This is a genomic window from Rhizobium sp. L9 (assembly GCF_002531885.1).
GTDB lineage: Bacteria > Pseudomonadota > Alphaproteobacteria > Rhizobiales > Rhizobiaceae > Rhizobium.
Map to the genome: position 1 here is coordinate 62,987 of NZ_NWSZ01000025.1, position 15,744 is coordinate 78,730.

General features: G+C 63.3%; 13 protein-coding genes. 11 read left to right on the forward strand and 2 right to left on the reverse strand.

From position 1 onward, the window contains the following. Window positions 1–46 precede the first annotated feature (46 nt). The 11 genes from CO660_RS23955 (at window position 47) to fhuB (ending at window position 13,199) form a co-directional block, all read left to right on the forward strand. Complete coding sequence (locus CO660_RS23955) at window positions 47–1,582, forward strand: sugar ABC transporter ATP-binding protein (RefSeq protein ID WP_097600809.1); 1,536 nt, start codon at window positions 47–49, stop codon at window positions 1,580–1,582. A 10-nt stretch (window positions 1,583–1,592) separates the two neighbouring features. Next, window positions 1,593–2,594 carry an ABC transporter permease gene (locus tag CO660_RS23960; RefSeq protein ID WP_097600894.1) on the forward strand — a complete coding sequence of 334 codons (1,002 nt, stop codon included), beginning with the start codon at window positions 1,593–1,595 and terminating at the stop codon, window positions 2,592–2,594. Continuing rightward, entirely contained in the window at window positions 2,591–3,601 is a 1,011-nt protein-coding gene (locus CO660_RS23965) for an ABC transporter permease (RefSeq protein WP_097600810.1), read from the forward strand. Before CO660_RS23960 ends, CO660_RS23965 begins: the two co-directional genes overlap by 4 nt. Further along, window positions 3,598–3,918, forward strand: a complete 321-nt coding sequence (gene rhaM, locus CO660_RS23970; protein ID WP_097600811.1) for an L-rhamnose mutarotase — start codon at window positions 3,598–3,600, stop codon at window positions 3,916–3,918. Before CO660_RS23965 ends, rhaM begins: the two co-directional genes overlap by 4 nt. Next, window positions 3,915–5,294 (forward strand): FGGY-family carbohydrate kinase, encoded by a 1,380-nt coding sequence (locus CO660_RS23975; RefSeq protein ID WP_097600812.1) that lies wholly within the window; start codon window positions 3,915–3,917, stop codon window positions 5,292–5,294. The genes rhaM and CO660_RS23975 overlap by 4 nt, the downstream gene beginning before the upstream one ends. Window positions 5,295–5,375: 81 nt before the next feature. Further along, a complete protein-coding gene (locus tag CO660_RS23980; protein WP_097600813.1) occupies window positions 5,376–6,134 on the forward strand; it encodes a fumarylacetoacetate hydrolase family protein in 759 nt (252 codons plus the stop codon). Window positions 6,135–6,252: 118 nt separating this feature from the next. Continuing rightward, window positions 6,253–7,137, forward strand: coding sequence for an AraC family transcriptional regulator (locus CO660_RS23985; RefSeq protein ID WP_097600814.1), 885 nt, complete (start codon window positions 6,253–6,255; stop codon window positions 7,135–7,137). Between the two features lie 163 nt (window positions 7,138–7,300). After that, on the forward strand, window positions 7,301–9,460 hold the full coding sequence (locus CO660_RS23990) for a TonB-dependent siderophore receptor (RefSeq protein ID WP_097600815.1): 2,160 nt from the start codon (window positions 7,301–7,303) through the stop codon (window positions 9,458–9,460). 93 nt (window positions 9,461–9,553) lie between these two features. Beyond that, window positions 9,554–10,333: an ATP-binding cassette domain-containing protein gene (locus CO660_RS23995; protein ID WP_097600816.1), complete on the forward strand. Its 780-nt coding sequence runs from the start codon at window positions 9,554–9,556 to the stop codon at window positions 10,331–10,333. Between the two features lie 3 nt (window positions 10,334–10,336). Then, on the forward strand, window positions 10,337–11,221 hold the full coding sequence (locus CO660_RS24000; protein WP_097600817.1) for an ABC transporter substrate-binding protein: 885 nt from the start codon (window positions 10,337–10,339) through the stop codon (window positions 11,219–11,221). Then, the gene (gene fhuB, locus CO660_RS24005) at window positions 11,214–13,199 is read left to right on the forward strand and encodes a Fe(3+)-hydroxamate ABC transporter permease FhuB (RefSeq protein WP_097600818.1); all 1,986 of its coding nucleotides are present in this window, start codon (window positions 11,214–11,216) and stop codon (window positions 13,197–13,199) included. The genes CO660_RS24000 and fhuB overlap by 8 nt, the downstream gene beginning before the upstream one ends. 10 nt (window positions 13,200–13,209) lie before the next feature. On the opposite strand, the gene mmsB is transcribed toward fhuB, so the two are convergent. Then, window positions 13,210–14,091, reverse strand: coding sequence for a 3-hydroxyisobutyrate dehydrogenase (gene mmsB / locus CO660_RS24010; protein WP_097600819.1), 882 nt, complete (start codon window positions 14,089–14,091; stop codon window positions 13,210–13,212). Window positions 14,092–14,100: 9 nt separating this feature from the next. Then, complete coding sequence (locus CO660_RS24015) at window positions 14,101–15,696, reverse strand: GMC family oxidoreductase N-terminal domain-containing protein (RefSeq protein ID WP_097600820.1); 1,596 nt, start codon at window positions 15,694–15,696, stop codon at window positions 14,101–14,103. Window positions 15,697–15,744 lie beyond the last annotated feature (48 nt).

Here is a 15,744-nt window from a genome sequence, read left to right on the forward strand (position 1 = left end):
GGCCTGATAGCCGCCGGGATTGCTCATTCGACATTGGTAGAAGCTGATGAACGCTGCCTTTCAACAACCCGCCACGGACAGCAAAACCCGCGAAGCGCCCGCCATTCTGGAAATGCGCGGCATCTCCCAGATCTTTCCCGGGGTGAAGGCGCTCGACAATGTCAGCATCGCGCTCCATCCCGGTACGGTGACGGCGCTGATCGGCGAAAACGGCGCCGGCAAGTCGACGCTCGTCAAGATCCTGACCGGCATCTACAGGCCGAACGAGGGCGAGATCCTGGTCGACGGGCGGCCGACGAGCTTTGCCAGCGCCCAGGCCGCAATCGATGCCGGCGTGACCGCCATCCATCAGGAAACCGTGCTGTTCGACGAGCTGACGGTTGCCGAAAACATCTTCCTCGGCCATGCGCCGCGCACGCGCTTTCGCACCATCGACTGGCAGGTGATGAACAGCCGTTCGAAGACGCTGCTGACCGCGCTTGAAAGCAATATCGATCCGACGATCCGGCTGAAGGACCTCTCGATCGCGCAGCGCCACCTGGTGGCGATTGCGCGCGCTTTGTCGATCGAGGCCCGCATCGTCATCATGGACGAGCCGACGGCCGCCCTTTCGCGCAAGGAGATCGACGACCTCTTCCGCATCATCAAGGGCCTGAAGGAGCAGGGCAAAGCGATCCTGTTCATCAGCCATAAGTTCGACGAGCTTTACGAAATCGCCGACGATTTCGTTGTCTTCCGCGACGGCCGCGCCGTCGGCCAGGGGCGGCTGAAGGAAACGCCGCAGGACGAAATTGTCCGCATGATGGTCGGCCGCGACGTCGAAAACGTTTTTCCGAAGATCGAGGTTGCCATCGGCGGCCCGGTGCTCGAAGTCGAAAAATACAGCCACCGCACCGAGTTCCGCGACATTTCGCTGACGCTGCGCAAGGGCGAGATCCTCGGCATTTACGGCCTGATCGGCGCCGGCCGCTCGGAATTGGCGCAATCGCTCTTCGGCATCACGAAGCCGCTCTCGGGGCGGCTGACGCTCGAGGGCCGGGAAATTTCGATCCATTCGCCGCATGATGCCATCAAGGCCGGCATCGTCTATGTGCCGGAGGAGCGCGGCCGCCACGGCCTGGCGCTGCCGATGCCGATCTACCAGAACATGACGCTGCCGTCGCTGACACGGACCTCGCGCAAAGGTTTCCTGCAGGCGGCGGAAGAATTCGCGCTCGCCCGCAAATATGCCGAGCGGCTGGATCTGCGCGCCGCAGCCCTCTCCGTCCCGGTCGGCACCTTGTCAGGCGGCAACCAGCAGAAGGTCGTCATCGGCAAGTGGCTCGCCACCATGCCCAAGGTCATCATCCTCGACGAGCCGACGAAGGGCATCGACATCGGCTCAAAGGCTGCCGTCCACGGCTTCATCAGCGAGCTTGCCGCAGAGGGCCTCTCGATCATCATGATCTCTTCCGAACTGCCCGAGATCATCGGCATGTCGGACCGGGTGCTGGTGATGAAGGAAGGTCTGTCCGCCGGGCTCTTCGAGCGCGATCAGCTTTCGCCGGAAGCGCTGGTGCGCGCGGCGACCGGAAATGCATGAGGTGATGAGCATGGCCAAACTGATCAAAAAACGCGAGAACCTGCTCTTTGCCATCATCGTGGTAATGATTGCCGTCTTCTCGACGCGGGCCGCCGATTTCGCCACACCGGACAATCTCGCCGGCACCTTCAACGACACCGCGATCCTCATCATCCTGGCGCTTGCCCAGATGACGGTGATCCTGACGAAATCGATCGATCTCTCGGTTGCCGCCAACCTTGCCTTTACCGGCATGGCAATCGCGATGATGAACGCGGCCTTTCCGGGCCTGCCGCTGATCGTGCTGATCCTTGCGGCGGTGGTGATCGGCGCGGCCCTCGGCACCATCAACGGCTTCCTCGTCTGGCGCCTCGAAATCCCGCCGATCGTCGTCACCCTCGGCACCCTCACCATCTATCGCGGCATGGCCTTCGTGCTCTCGGGCGGCGCCTGGGTGAACGCACACCAGATGACGCCGACCTTCCTCGCCGTTCCCCGCACGCCGATCCTCGGCCTGCCGGTGCTGAGCTGGGTTGCGATCGTCATCGTCGCGCTGATGTATATGCTGCTGCGCTACAGCCAATTCGGCCGCGCGGCCTATGCGACCGGCGGCAATCCAACAGCGGCCGTCTATGCCGGCATCGATACCGGCCGGACGAAGTTCCTTGCCTTCGTGCTGTCGGGCGCGCTTGCCGGCCTCTCCAGCTATCTCTGGGTGTCGCGTTACGCGGTCGCCTATGTCGATATCGCCAACGGCTTCGAACTCGACAGCGTCGCGGCCTGCGTCATCGGCGGCATTTCGATTGCCGGCGGCGTCGGCTCGGTCGCCGGCACGGTGCTTGGCGCACTCTTCCTCGGCGTCATCAAGAACGCCCTGCCGGTCATCGGCATTTCGCCCTTCACGCAGATGGCGATCTCCGGCACCGTCATCATTCTCGCCGTCGCCTTCAACGCCCGGCGTGAGCGCAACCGGGGCCGCATCATCCTGCGCGACCGCGCCGCAGCCGAAATCAGAACGGAGGCCGCAGCATGAGCGCCGTTTCACCACAGCCCGAAAAGCGCGTCATCCCGGACCGCCTCGGCACACCCTTCCGCCGCATCGTCGCAAGCTGGGAAGTGCTGCTCTTCGGTGTCGCCGTCCTGATCTTCATCTTCAATTCCCTGGCCTCGCCCTATTTCCTCGATGCCTGGAACCTGTCGGATGCCACCTTCAACTTCACCGAAAAGGCGATGATCGCCTTCGCCATGGCGCTGCTCGTCATCTCGGGCGAAATTGATCTTTCGGTCGCCGCCATCATCGCGCTCGCCTCAACTGCGATGGGCGCGGCAGCACAGGCCGGCGTCGGCACGCCGGGCCTGGTGCTGATCGGCATCGGCACCGGCCTTGCCTGCGGCATCTTCAACGGCGTGCTGGTCTCGGTGCTGAAGCTGCCGTCGATCGTCGTCACCATCGGCACGATGAGCCTGTTCCGCGGCATTTCCTATATCGTGCTCGGCGACCAGGCCTATGGCAAGTATCCGGCCGACTTCGCCTATTTCGGCCAGGGTTATGTCGTCTGGGTGATCTCGTTCGAATTCGTGCTGTTCATCGTGCTCGCGATCCTCTTCGCCATCCTGCTGCATGCGACGAATTTCGGCCGGCAGGTCTATGCGATCGGCAACAACGATTTCGCCGCCCGCTTCTCCGGCATTCCGGTCGAACGCGTCAAATTCATTCTCTTCCTGCTGACCGGCATCATGAGCGGCATTGCTGCCGTTTGCCTGACCTCGCGCCTCGGCTCGACCCGGCCGTCGATCGCGCAGGGCTGGGAACTCGAAGTCGTCACCATGGTCGTTCTCGGCGGCATCTCGATCCTCGGCGGCTCCGGCACGATCGGCGGCGTCGTCATCGCCGCCTTCGTCATGGGCCTCGTCACCTTCGGCCTCGGCCTGTTGAACGTGCCCGGCATCGTCATGTCGATTTTCATCGGCCTGCTTCTGATCATCACCATCGCCATCCCGATCCTCGCCCGCCGCATCAAGCTCATGAGCTCCCGATGACCCTGGAAAAACACGCCTTCAAGATGCAGCTCAATCCCGGCATGGAAGCCGAATACCGCAAGCGGCATGACGAGATCTGGCCGGAACTGGTCGATCTCCTGCATCAGTCGGGCGCCAGCGACTATTCCATCCATCTCGACCGCGAGACCAATACGCTGTTCGGCGTTCTGACGCGGCCAACCGATCACACGATGGCGAGCTTGCCGGACCATCCGGTCATGAAGAAATGGTGGGCTCATATGGCCGATATCATGGCGACCAATCCGGATAATTCGCCCGTTCAAAGCGACCTCGTCACCCTCTTCCATATGCCATGACCGCGAGCTCCTACCGCCGCATCGCCGTCCTGGACATCGGCAAGACCAATGCCAAGGTCGTCGTGCTCGACAGCGCGACCGGTGCCGAAATTGCCGTCCTGAAGCGGCCGAACATTGCGATCAAGAAAGGTCCCTACCCGCATTACGACATAGAGGCGCTCTGGGCCTTCGCGCTCGATGCGCTGAAGAGCCTGGCGCGGGAACCGGGTTTCGATGCCATTTCGATTACCACCCACGGCGCCGCAGCCGCACTGCTCGACCGCAATGGCGCGCTCGCCATGCCTGTGATCGATTACGAGCACGAATATCCTGAGGCGATCCGCGATGCCTATACCGCTTTGCGTCCCTCCTTCGCCGAAACCTTCTCGCCGCGCCTGGCGATGGGCCTCAATGTCGGCGCGCAGTTGCACTATCAGAAGAGCGTCTTTCCGCAGCAGTTTGCCGCGGTCGAGACAATTCTCACCTATGCGCAATATTGGGCGGCGCGCTTGACGGGTGTCGCCGCAAATGAACTGACGTCGCTCGGCTGCCATACCGATCTCTGGAATCCGAGAAGCGGCACCTACTCTTCGCTCGTCGACCGGCTCGGCATCCGCGCGCTGATGGCGCCGATCCGCTCGGCCTTCGACGCGCTCGGCCCTGTTCTGCCCGAGGTCGCCGCCGAACTCGGCCTTTCAGCACCTGTCCCGGTCTATTGCGGCATTCACGATTCCAACGCCTCGCTGCTGCCGCACCTCGTCCATCGGGAGGCCCCCTTCGCCGTCGTCTCCACCGGCACCTGGGTCATCAGTTTCGGCGTGGGCGGCGATCTCGATCATCTCGATGCGAACCGCGATACGCTTGCCAATGTCGACGCCTACGGTCGCGCCGTTCCATCGTCGCGCTTCATGGGCGGGCGGGAATTCGAAATGCTTTCGGCCGAGATCGGTCAGGTGGACGACGAAGCCGGCTGGGCAGCGATCGATGCGGTGATCGGCAAGGCCATGATGCTGCTGCCCAACGTCGCCCCAGGCTCCGGACCCTTTCCGGGAAAGGCAGGCCGCTGGGTCGGCGCCGAGGCCGCAAGCCGCGAGAAGCGTTTTGCCGCCGTCTGCCTCTATCTCGCACTGATGACCGACGCATGCCTCGGACTGATCGGCGCCAAGGGTCCTGTCATCGTTGAAGGGCCGTTTGCCCTGAATGAAACCTATCTTAAGCTGCTCGCCGCCCTCACCGGCCGTGTTGTCGTCGCCCATCCAGGCTCCACCGGCACCAGCCAGGGGGCTGCACTTCTGACTGGCATCCGGCCAGTCTCCGGTGCCGAGACACATGTTCCGCCGTCCGAAATTGCCGGGTTGAAGGTCTATCGGGATCGCTGGTTCGCGGAAATGGAATAGGAGCTTTTCCTGTAACGCCCCCTTGTTCCTCACCGGCTTGCGGTTAGTGTGACGCCTCGAAACTCAGGTCGAGGAGACAGCATGACAGAAGCATTCGATCCGCGCGCCCTCGCAGCCAGGCTTTACAGTCTACGGCGGGCCGGCAGACAGGAGGCGACCAGCGCCTTCCTGTCGCCGGCCAATCTCCATCAGGCGATGGAAGCGCAGCACTTTCTCGCCGCGGCCGACGGCATTTCCAGCAATGCATGGAAGGTGACGGTTTCGCCGCAAGGCCACGCCGTCAGCGGTCCGCTGCATCCCTATGCCGAAGCCGTCTCAGGTGCTGAAATCCCCTGGTATCCAGGGCTGAAATTCGAAACCGAGATCGCCGTGCGCCTCGGCAAGGACCTGCCGATCCGCGCGGGCAAGCCGTACAGCCGCGCCGACGTGGTCGAGGCGATCGCCGCCGTCCATCTCGGCGCCGAACTGCTGGTCAGCGCCGTCAGGGAAAGCGGCGGCGTTTCGTTTCTACTGTTCCTCGCCGACCGCCTCGGCAACAGCGGCTACGTGCTCGGCCCGAAGCTGGACAATAGTGCCGTCGACACTGCCGGCGGCACGCCGCTCAAGGTCACCTATGCCGGTCGCACCATCTATGACGGTCCGGCGCGGCATCCAAAGGGTGATGTTCTCACCTGGCTCGCCGATTACGCCAATGATGGGCTGCGCCCTGAAACATCGCTGAAGGCGGGTGCGCTCATCACGACAGGCACGTTGAGCGGCGCGATCGAACTGAGCGAACCCGGCGAGATCGACATCCTGCTCGGCGACAGCAGGCTGAGCTTCTCGGTGTCGCAGGCATGATCTGACTGTAATTTTGGTCTCCGGATTGGTGATTGTCATCCGCTTCCGCCTATTGTAAGTAAACTTGACTATTAATTGAAGGTTTACTCTGGCGCGTGGCCGGAGGCGGAAAATGAAAATGACGTTTCAACCGCGGATGCAGAACAAGATCCAGGGCTTTTCCGTCATGGGCGGCGTGCATCGCCGCCTGTGGAACGGCATCGTCGCCGATGTCTGGGATGTAGAATGCGCCTCTTATGCTGGCGGCTATTATGTCTCACAGGATCCGCGGCTCTTCATCATGCTCGACAAACGCGGACCGGGCAATTCGCGCATCAAGCTTTCGCCGAGAGCGCAAGGCGCCGTTCAGGACACGGAAAAACGGCCGATCTCCTACGTGCCGGCCGGCATGGAAGTCTGGGCCGAGCTGACCGACGTGCACTCGGTGCGCCATCTCGACCTGCATTTCGATGCCGACACCATCAGCCGCCGGTTGACGGAGGATATCGACCCGCGCCGGCTGGAAAGCCCCCAGCTCCTGTTTTCCGATGAACGGGTCCTGGCGCTCGCGCAGCTTGTCGCTGCCGAATGCCTCAATCCGGAGCCGCTGCACGATCTCTATGGCGACGGCCTTGCCTTGGCGTTGATCATCGACGTACTGAAGCTTTCCAGGGCCGTGCCGCGCAAACGCAGCAAACTCGCCGGCTGGCAGCTTCGCCGCGCCACCGACTTCATCGAAGAAAACTGCCTGCGCAATATCCGCCTCGAGGAACTTGCCGACCTGACCGGCCTCTCGCAATCGCATTTCAGCCATGCCTTCAAAGCCTCGACCGGCATCGCTCCCCATCAATGGCAGACCAATGCCCGGCTCGACAAAGCAAAGCGGCTGCTCATCGAGAGCCAATATGCGCTGACGGCCATCGCCGCCGAAACCGGCTTTGCCGATCAGGCGCATTTTACCCGCGTCTTCCGCAAACATGTCGGCACCACGCCGGCAAGCTGGAAGAAGGCTCAAGTTGCCTGACGGCAACGCTCATTGGGCAATTGTTTGCAATGCGGAGAATTGCCCAAGAACGTTCAATTTTCGTCGATCGAGACAAGCCCACCCAATAAAATTGAGTTAGGCACTCATCTTATTCAAGGTTTCGCCGCGTGGTCAGCGTCGCGGCACGAGTGGGGTACAAGACATGCGTGGGCAGACCAGGGGTCCCATCTTCAAGACAAATTTGTTGGCAGGCGTTGCGCTCGCCGGCCTGATGGCGGGCATCGCCTCGGCGCAGGACGCAACCTCGACGGAGCTTGAGCCGATCGTCATCCAGGGCGGCAGCGACACCGCGACCAGTCCGGTCAAAGGTTATGTCGCCAAGAACTCCTCCACCGGCTCCAAGAGCGACACTCCCCTTAATGAAATCCCGCAATCCGTTTCCGTCATCGGCACTGAGGAAATGGAAGACCGCGGCATCACCAACAAGATCGACGAGGCGCTGCTTTATACGCCTGGAGTCACATCGCAGCCCTTCGGCAACGACGGCGATACGGACTGGTTCTACATCCGCGGCTTCGACGCGACGCAGACTGGCGTCTTCTTCGACAATCTGACACTCTTCAGCTACGGCTTCGGAGGCTTCCAGCTCGATCCCTTCATGCTGGAGCGCGTCGAGGTGCTCAAGGGTCCCGCCTCCGTACTTTACGGCGGATCAAACCCCGGCGGCATCGTCAACCTCGTTCGCAAGCGCCCGCTCGACGAGCCGCTCTTCTATACGGAGATCGGCATCAACAGCAACGGCAACGCCTTCACCGGTTTCGATGTCTCCGACAAGATCGGCTCCAGCGGAACGATGAGCTATCGCATCACCGGCAAGGTCGCCAGCGGCGACAACTATTCGGATTTTTCCGAGGATCTGCGCGGCTTCATCATGCCGCAGCTGACGATTTCGCCGGATGACAGCACGAGCTTCACCGTCTGGGGCTATCTCGCCGGCCTCGACCAGGTCCATACCGGCAACGGCTTCTTCCCCTATGTCGGCACGGTCGAGGACGCGCCTTTCGGCAAGATCGATCGCGACGCCTTCTATGGCGAGCCTGACATCGATGACGGCAGCTATGTACAGAAGATGTTCGGCTACGAATTCGAGCATGAATTCGACAATGGCATCAAGTTCTCCCAGAACACCCGCTACGGCCGGCTCGACAAGCATGAAGTCGGGCCCTACCTCAACGGCTGGGTCGGCGGCGTGCCGACAGGACCGGATTATCAGCTGGCGCGCATCGGCTTCGAAGGCCGCTCAGGCGTCGATAGCTTCTCGATCGATAACCGGCTCGAAGGCGAGGCCGAAATCGGCGGCACCACGCATAACCTGCTCGTCGGGCTCGATTATACCTATTACCGCCTCGACAATTGGCAGGCCTGCTGCGGCTCCAATCCGATCAGCGCCACCGATCCCGTCTACGGCACGGCGCAAGGTGCCAATTTTGTCTATGCCGACAATGTCATCACCAAGAACCAGATCGGCGTCTATGCCCAGGACCGTATCCATTTCGGTGATGGCTGGCTGCTGACGCTCAACGGTCGCTACGATTATGTCGACATCAACCAGGATGCCGTGATCGGCACGACCTACAGCACCAACGACAGCGCCGTCAGCGGCCGTATCGGCCTTGCCTATGAATTCGACAATGGCCTGACGCCCTATGTCAGCGCCGGTACCTTCTTCAATCCGCTGATCGGCACAGGCGTCTCGGGCGCGCTGAAGCCGGAGGAAGGCGAACAATTCGAAGGCGGCATCAAATATGAGCCGAGCTTCTTCGACGGCTCGCTGACCGCATCGGTCTTCCACATCACCAAGCGCAACAACACGGTCACCAATCCCGTGACCTTCGCCCAAAGCCAGCTCGGCGAGGTCGTTTCGCGCGGCGCCGAACTCGAAGGCAAGGTCAATATCAACGAGAACTGGAAGGTTCTGGCCTCGCTTGCCTATACGGACATGGAAGTAATGGAAAACGAGGCCAATCCGGCTCTCGTCGGCAATTCGCCCTACATCGTGCCGAAGGTGACCGCCTCCCTGTGGATCGACTATACGCTGACGACAGGTGCCTTCGAGGGCATGAGCTTCGGCGCGGGTGTGCGCCATCAGGGCTGGTCCTGGGCCGATGAAGCCAATACCCAGAAGGTGCCGGCCGCCACCCTCGTCGACGCCGCGATCCGCTACGACAGGCAAGACTGGGGCGCCTCGCTCAACGTCACGAACCTCTTCGACAAGGAATATGTCAAGGGTTGCAGCGCGCTGACCGTCTGCGGTTACGGCGATGCCCGCACCGTCACCTTCAAGCTCAGCAGGAAGTGGTAAGTTGACAATCTGAGTTTAGTTTTGCAGGAACCTGCTGGAGAAGGGAGGGCTTGTCCTCCCGGTCCCATTGCAGCGCCGAACCTGGAGCAGACCATGCCTTCGCCTTTCCTTGCCCTGTCAGGAATAGACTATGCCATCGGGCCGAAATCCATCCTCTCCGGCATTGACGTGACGCTCGAGCGCGGCCGCATTTACGGACTGGTGGGTCCAAACGGTTCCGGCAAGAGCACGCTTCTGAAGATCATCGCCCGCCAGATCACGCCAAAATCCGGCGCCGTCTCCTTCGGCGGCAAGCCGGCAAGCGACTGGGGCGCCCGGGAATTTGCCCGCCACGTCGCCTATATGCCTCAATTCACGCCGGCGACCGACGGGATGAGCGTTCGCGAACTGATCGCCCTCGGCCGTTTCCCCTGGCATGGCACGCTCGGCCGCTTCACCGCCACCGACCGCAGGATGGTCGAGGAGGCGATCGTCCGCACCGAGCTCGAAGATTTTGCCGATCGCCTCGTCAACGCCATGTCCGGCGGCGAGCGGCAACGCGCCTGGATCGCCATGATGCTTGCTCAGGACGCCCGTTGCCTGCTGCTCGACGAACCGACTTCGGCGCTCGATCTCGCCCATCAGGCGAGCGTGCTATCGCTCGTGCAGGGGCTCAGCCACGAGCGCGGGCTGACCGTCGTCATCGTGCTGCACGATATCAATCTTGCCGCGCGCTACTGCGACGCGATCATCGCGCTCAATCGCGGCCGGATCACCGCCGAGGGCACGCCCGCCGAGATCATGCAGGCCGACAAGCTGCAATCGATCTTCGGCGTCGGCATGGGCGTCTTCCCGCATCCGGTTCGAAACGAGCCGGTAAGCTATCTGTTGTAGGTCATGGCTTTTCTGGCCTACTTCTCCCGCAGGCAGTTTCTGGCCGGTGCGGCGGCCTCGCTCTCCGCTCCCGCGTTGTCGCGGGCGGCGGGGAGCGGACGCGTCGCGACGCTCGACTGGGCGCTGCTCGAAACCCTGCTGGCAATCGGCGCCAACGTCGTTGCGGCAACGGAGCTGCGGCAATTCCGCGAGGCGGCCGTCACGCCTAAAGTACCTGCTACGGTATCTGATCTGGGTTTGCGCGGCACGCCGAATTTCGAGGTGCTGCGGCTTGCGCGGCCGGACCTGATCTTCAATTCGAATTTCTATGCCTGGGCGGATGAGCGCATGCGCGCGGTCGCGCCTGTTGAAAGTCATGCGATCTACAAGCCGGGCGAAAGCCCCTTTGTGCTGGCCGAGCAAGTCACGCTTGCGATCGGCGAGCGCCTGCAGCTTGCCGCTGCCAAAGAGCTGACCGAGGAGCTTTCCGCAAGGCTCGATCGGTATAGGTCTCTCTTTGCCGCCGGCGACGGACGCCCGGTCATCCCGATCAATCTCGGCGATACCAGGCATTTCCGCGTCTTCGGCTCCGACAGCATGTTCGGCGAGGTGCTGAAACGCGTCGGCCTCACCAATGCCTGGCAGGGCGCGACCAGCTACTCCGCCGCAGCCCCCATCGGCATCGAGGCCTTGGCATCGATACCCGACGCCTGGATCATCATGATCCCGCCGCATCCGGCCGACGCGATCGCCACACTCTCCGCCAGCAGCTTCTGGAACGCGCTGCCGGCCGTGCGCGAGAAGCGGGTGCTGACGCTCGGCGCGGTTAACCCCTATGGCGCGCTGCCGGCGGCCAGCCGCTTTGCCGATCTGTTGGCGGAGGGGCTTAGCCATGCATGGAATGGTTAGCCGCGCCAGGCCGTCGCGAAGCGCGAGCATGCCGGTTCCCGGGCTGATCCTGGCCGCACTTTGCATTGCTGCCTTTGCGCTCCTCGTCGTGACGCGTCCCGAGGTTCCGCACGGCGATGCCGGCGCAGCCATGCTGAACAGCGTGTTGCTCTGGGATGGCATCATGCCCCGCGCCGTGCTGGCCCTGATCACCGGCGCCGCCCTCGGCCTTTCCGGCACTTTGCTGCAGCGTGTCCTGCGCAATCCGATCGCCGATGCCTCCACGCTTGGCATCGCCTCCGGCGCGGAACTGGCGATGACGGCGACCATGAGCGTCTCGCCCCTGCTCATCGGATTGTCGCGCGAGGTGGCGGCCTTTGGCGGGGGGCTTGCGGCTGTCACCATCGTCCTGGCTTTGAGCTGGCGGCGCGGGCTTGATCCGGTAAGCGTGGCGCTTTCCGGCATGATCGTCAGCCTTATCGCCTCGGCCCTCAGCGTCACGCTGATCCTGGCGCGCGGCGAATATGCCATGTCGATCTATATCTGGGGCGCCGGCTCGCTCAGCCAGCAGGATTGGAACGGCGTCGTCTCGCTCGGCCCCCGGCTTGTCCTCGGCTTCATCGCGGCCCTGCTGCTGGTTCGGCCGCTCCGCATCCTCGCGCTCGACGACGGCGGCGCTCGAAGCCTCGGCCTTGCCCTGCACTCCACTCGCCTCGCGATCGTCGCCCTCGCCGTCTGGCTCGCCGCCTCGGTGACATCAGAGGTCGGCATAATCGGTTTCCTTGGCCTCGCTGCCCCGGCAATCGCAAGGCTTGCCGGGGCGCGCGGCACAGACAGGCTGATCGTGACGGCACCGTTGACCGGCGCCGGACTGCTCTTCCTGACCGATTGCCTTACCCAAATCCTCGGCCCCGGCTTCACCGATCTCGTGCCGACGGGGGCGGCGACCGCCCTGCTCGGCGGGCCACTGCTGCTCTTCCTGCTGCCGCGCATCCACTCCGTTTCAGTCGTTGCCGCCCGGCCGGCCGAAGCCTCAAAGAGGCTGGCAAAGCCGCTTCAAACCCTAGCCATCCTCTTGATTGCGCTCGCCCTGCTGTTTGCCCTCGTCCTCACCGTCGGCCACGCCGATGACGGCTGGCATGTCGCGACCGGCGCACTCCTCATCGACCTCCTGCCCTTCCGCCTGCCGCGGACGACCGTAGCGGCGGCAGGCGCCATGCTGGCGGCGGCAGGCTTCCTCATGCAGCGCATGACAGGCAATCCGATTGCGAGCCCGGAGGTCCTCGGGGTCAGCGGCGGCGCCGGCGCGGGCCTGACGGTGGCGCTCTTCCTCTTCGGTTTTCCCTCGCCTGCCATCATGCTGATTGCAATGGCGATCGGCGCGCTGGCCGCCTTCATCGCCATGATCACCATCTCAGCGTGCGCGCAATTCTCGCCGGAACGCATGTTGCTGGCGGGCGTCGGCATCAGCGCCTTCGCGATGGCGGTCGTAACGATGGTGCTCGCCCAGGGTGACATGCGCGGCTATATCCTGCTCACCTGGCTTTCCGGCTCGACCAACCGCGCCGGCGCCTTCGAAGCCTGGACAGCCGTCATCTCGCTGGTCGCGCTGACCGCGCCGCTGCCTTTCCTCAGCCGCTGGCTGACGATCCTGCCGCTCGGAACCGGCTTGAGCCGCGCCGTCGGCCTTCCCGTCGGAGCGAGCCGTCTGGTGCTCGCCATCTTCGCTGCGCTGATGACGGCGATCGCCTCGTTCCTGGTCGGGCCGCTCAGCCTCACCGGCCTGATTGCGCCGCATCTGGCGCGCCTGGCCGGCTTCCGCGCACCGGGCCACCAACTTGCGGCGAGCCTGATCTTCGGCGCCGGCGTGCTGACGGCGGCGGATTGGCTGTCGCGCGTCGTCATCTACCCCTATCAGGTGCCGGTCGGCCTCTTCGCCGCCCTGATCGGCGGCCCCTATCTGATCTGGCTGCTGTCGCGTCGGAGCGCGGGAGAATAGCGCGCAGCGCTCACGGCTTTTCGCGGAACATCTCGATAATGGCGGAAAAATCCCTGCCGCCATTGCCCTGCTTGTCGAAGAGCGCATAAAGCTGAGCCGCTTCCGCACCGAGCGGCGTCGAGGCGCCGCTTGCGAGCGCCGCCTCCTGCGAGAGCCTCAGATCCTTCAGCATCAGCGCCGCGGCAAAGCCCGGCTTGTAATCGTTATTGGCCGGCGATGTCGGGACCGGCCCGGGCACCGGGCAATAGGTGTTGATCGACCAGCACTGTCCCGATGAGGTCGAGGCGACGTCGAACAGGGCCTGGTGCGAGAGGCCGAGTTTTTCGGCCAGCACGAAGGCTTCGCAGACGCCGACCATCGAAATGCCGAGGATCATATTGTTGCAGATCTTCGCCGCCTGGCCGGCACCCGCCTCGCCGCAATGAACGATCTTCTTGCCCATCGCCTCGAGGATCGGTTTCGCCCGCGCGAAGGCTTCGTCCGAGCCGCCCGCCATGAACGTCAGCGTGCCCGCGCTCGCCCCACCCGTACCGCCGGAGACCGGCGCGTCGAGCGACAGGCAGCCTGCGGCCTTGGCCATCTCATGCGCCTTGCGGCTGCTTTCCACATCGATTGTGGAGCAATCGATGACCAGCGTGCCCTGCGCAGCGGTCTGCAGGATGTCGGTCCACGCCGTCAGCACATGCCGGCCCTGCGGCAGCATCGTGATGATGATCTCCGCGTCCTTGACCGCTTGGCTGGCATTGCTTGCCGGCTTGACGCCGCTTGCCTCGGCCGCCTTCAGCACCGAAGCAGCGAGATCGAAGCCAAGGACCTCGTGGCCTGCCTTGACGAGATTGGCCGCCATCGGGCCGCCCATATTGCCGAGGCCGATGAATGCAATCTTTGCCATGGTCTTCTCCTATCGATTGTCTTCGAGGATCATCGCCGCCGCCTTTTCGGCGATCATGATGGTCGGCGAATTGGTGTTGCCCGAGGTGATCGACGGCATCACCGAGGCGTCGGCGATCCTGAGCTTGCCGAGCGCCCTTAGTTTCAGCCTGGGATCCACGACGCTGTCCCGGTCGGCGCCCATACGGCAGGTACCAACCGGATGAAAGATCGTCGTGCCGATATCGCCCGCCGCCCGCTCCAGATCGGCCTCCGTCTGGTAGTTCGGCCCGGGCTTGAATTCTTCCGGCCTAAAACGGGCGAAGGACGGCTGCGCCACGATCCTGCGCGTCAACCGTATTGAACGGACAGCTATGTCACGGTCGCGCTGCGTCGAGAGGTACTTCGGGCTGATGGTCGGCTGGGTGGCGAAATCCGGGCTCGACAGGTGCACCGAACCGCGGCTTTCGGGCCTCAGATTGCAGACGCTGGCGGTGATCGCCGGGAAAGGATGGACCGGATCGCCGAACTTCTCCAGCGACACCGGCTGCACATGATATTGCAGATCCGGCGTTTCCCGGTCCGGGCCTGACCGGGTGAAGATGCCGAGCTGGCTCGGCGCCATCGCCATCGGGCCGGAGCGGCGGACGAGATATTCGAGCCCGATCGCTGCCTTGCCGATCAGCTTCGTCGCCTTCTCATTCAGCGTCGGAACCCCGGTCACCTTGTAGGCGAGGCGCAGTTGCAAATGATCCTGCAGGTTCTCGCCGACCGCCTTTACCTCGGTGACCACATCGACACCCGCCTGCCGCAGAACTTCGCCCCTGCCAACGCCCGATAGCTCGAGAATATGCGGCGAACCGATCGAGCCGGCCGAAAGCACTGTCTCTTTCGCCGCGTAGGCACGCTTGGCCACGCCTTGATGCTGAAATTCTACACCGGAGACCGCCCCCTCCTCGACCAGCAGCCGCCGCACCTGCGCCTTGGTCAGGACCGTCAGGTTGGAGCGCCGCATTGCCGGGCGCAGAAAGGCCTTCGACGTATTCCAGCGAATGCCGGAGCGCTGGTTGACGTCGAAATAGCCGGAGCCTTCGTTGTTGCCGCGGTTGAAATCCTCTGTCTCCGGAATGCCGGCTTCCCTCGCCGCCTGCTGGAAAGCGTCGAGCACGGCCCAGCGCACACGCGCCTTCTCGATGCGCCATTCGCCGCCAGCCCCATGCATCTCGTCTTCGCCGCGGTAAAAATCCTCTGACTTGCGGAAGAAGGGCAGAACATCGTCCCATCCCCAGCCGGTGCAGCCCATCTGCCGCCAGAGATCGTAATCGCGCGCCTGGCCGCGCATATAGATCATGCCATTGATCGACGAGCAGCCGCCGAGCACCTTGCCGCGGGGATAACTCAGCGACCGGCCGTTCAGCCCCACTTCCGGCGCCGTGGTGAAACACCAGTCGGTGCGCGGATTGTTGATGCAATAGAGATAGCCGACGGGGATATGGATCCAGTGGTAGTTGTCGCTGCCGCCGGCTTCCAATAGCAGCACGCGGCTCCTGCCGTCGGCGGATAGACGATTGGCGAGCACGCAACCTGCGCTGCCTGCCCCGATGATGATGTAGTCGTAACGATCCATGTGCGCCCTGCACGAAATTCCAATGCCTGCCGCTTCCGCCGTCCGCTG

Coding starts and splice junctions, on each gene's coding strand:
- CO660_RS23990 (WP_097600815.1), top strand. CDS start 7,301: ATGCGTGGGCAGACCAGGGGTCCCATCTTCAAGACAAATTTGTTGGCA.
- CO660_RS23995 (WP_097600816.1), top strand. CDS start 9,554: ATGCCTTCGCCTTTCCTTGCCCTGTCAGGAATAGACTATGCCATCGGG.
- CO660_RS23955 (WP_097600809.1), top strand. CDS start 47: ATGAACGCTGCCTTTCAACAACCCGCCACGGACAGCAAAACCCGCGAA.
- CO660_RS24015 (WP_097600820.1), bottom strand. CDS start 15,696: ATGGATCGTTACGACTACATCATCATCGGGGCAGGCAGCGCAGGTTGC.
- CO660_RS23975 (WP_097600812.1), top strand. CDS start 3,915: ATGACCGCGAGCTCCTACCGCCGCATCGCCGTCCTGGACATCGGCAAG.
- CO660_RS23985 (WP_097600814.1), top strand. CDS start 6,253: ATGACGTTTCAACCGCGGATGCAGAACAAGATCCAGGGCTTTTCCGTC.
- rhaM (WP_097600811.1), top strand. CDS start 3,598: ATGACCCTGGAAAAACACGCCTTCAAGATGCAGCTCAATCCCGGCATG.
- mmsB (WP_097600819.1), bottom strand. CDS start 14,091: ATGGCAAAGATTGCATTCATCGGCCTCGGCAATATGGGCGGCCCGATG.
- CO660_RS23980 (WP_097600813.1), top strand. CDS start 5,376: ATGACAGAAGCATTCGATCCGCGCGCCCTCGCAGCCAGGCTTTACAGT.
- CO660_RS24000 (WP_097600817.1), top strand. CDS start 10,337: ATGGCTTTTCTGGCCTACTTCTCCCGCAGGCAGTTTCTGGCCGGTGCG.
- CO660_RS23965 (WP_097600810.1), top strand. CDS start 2,591: ATGAGCGCCGTTTCACCACAGCCCGAAAAGCGCGTCATCCCGGACCGC.
- fhuB (WP_097600818.1), top strand. CDS start 11,214: ATGGTTAGCCGCGCCAGGCCGTCGCGAAGCGCGAGCATGCCGGTTCCC.
- CO660_RS23960 (WP_097600894.1), top strand. CDS start 1,593: ATGGCCAAACTGATCAAAAAACGCGAGAACCTGCTCTTTGCCATCATC.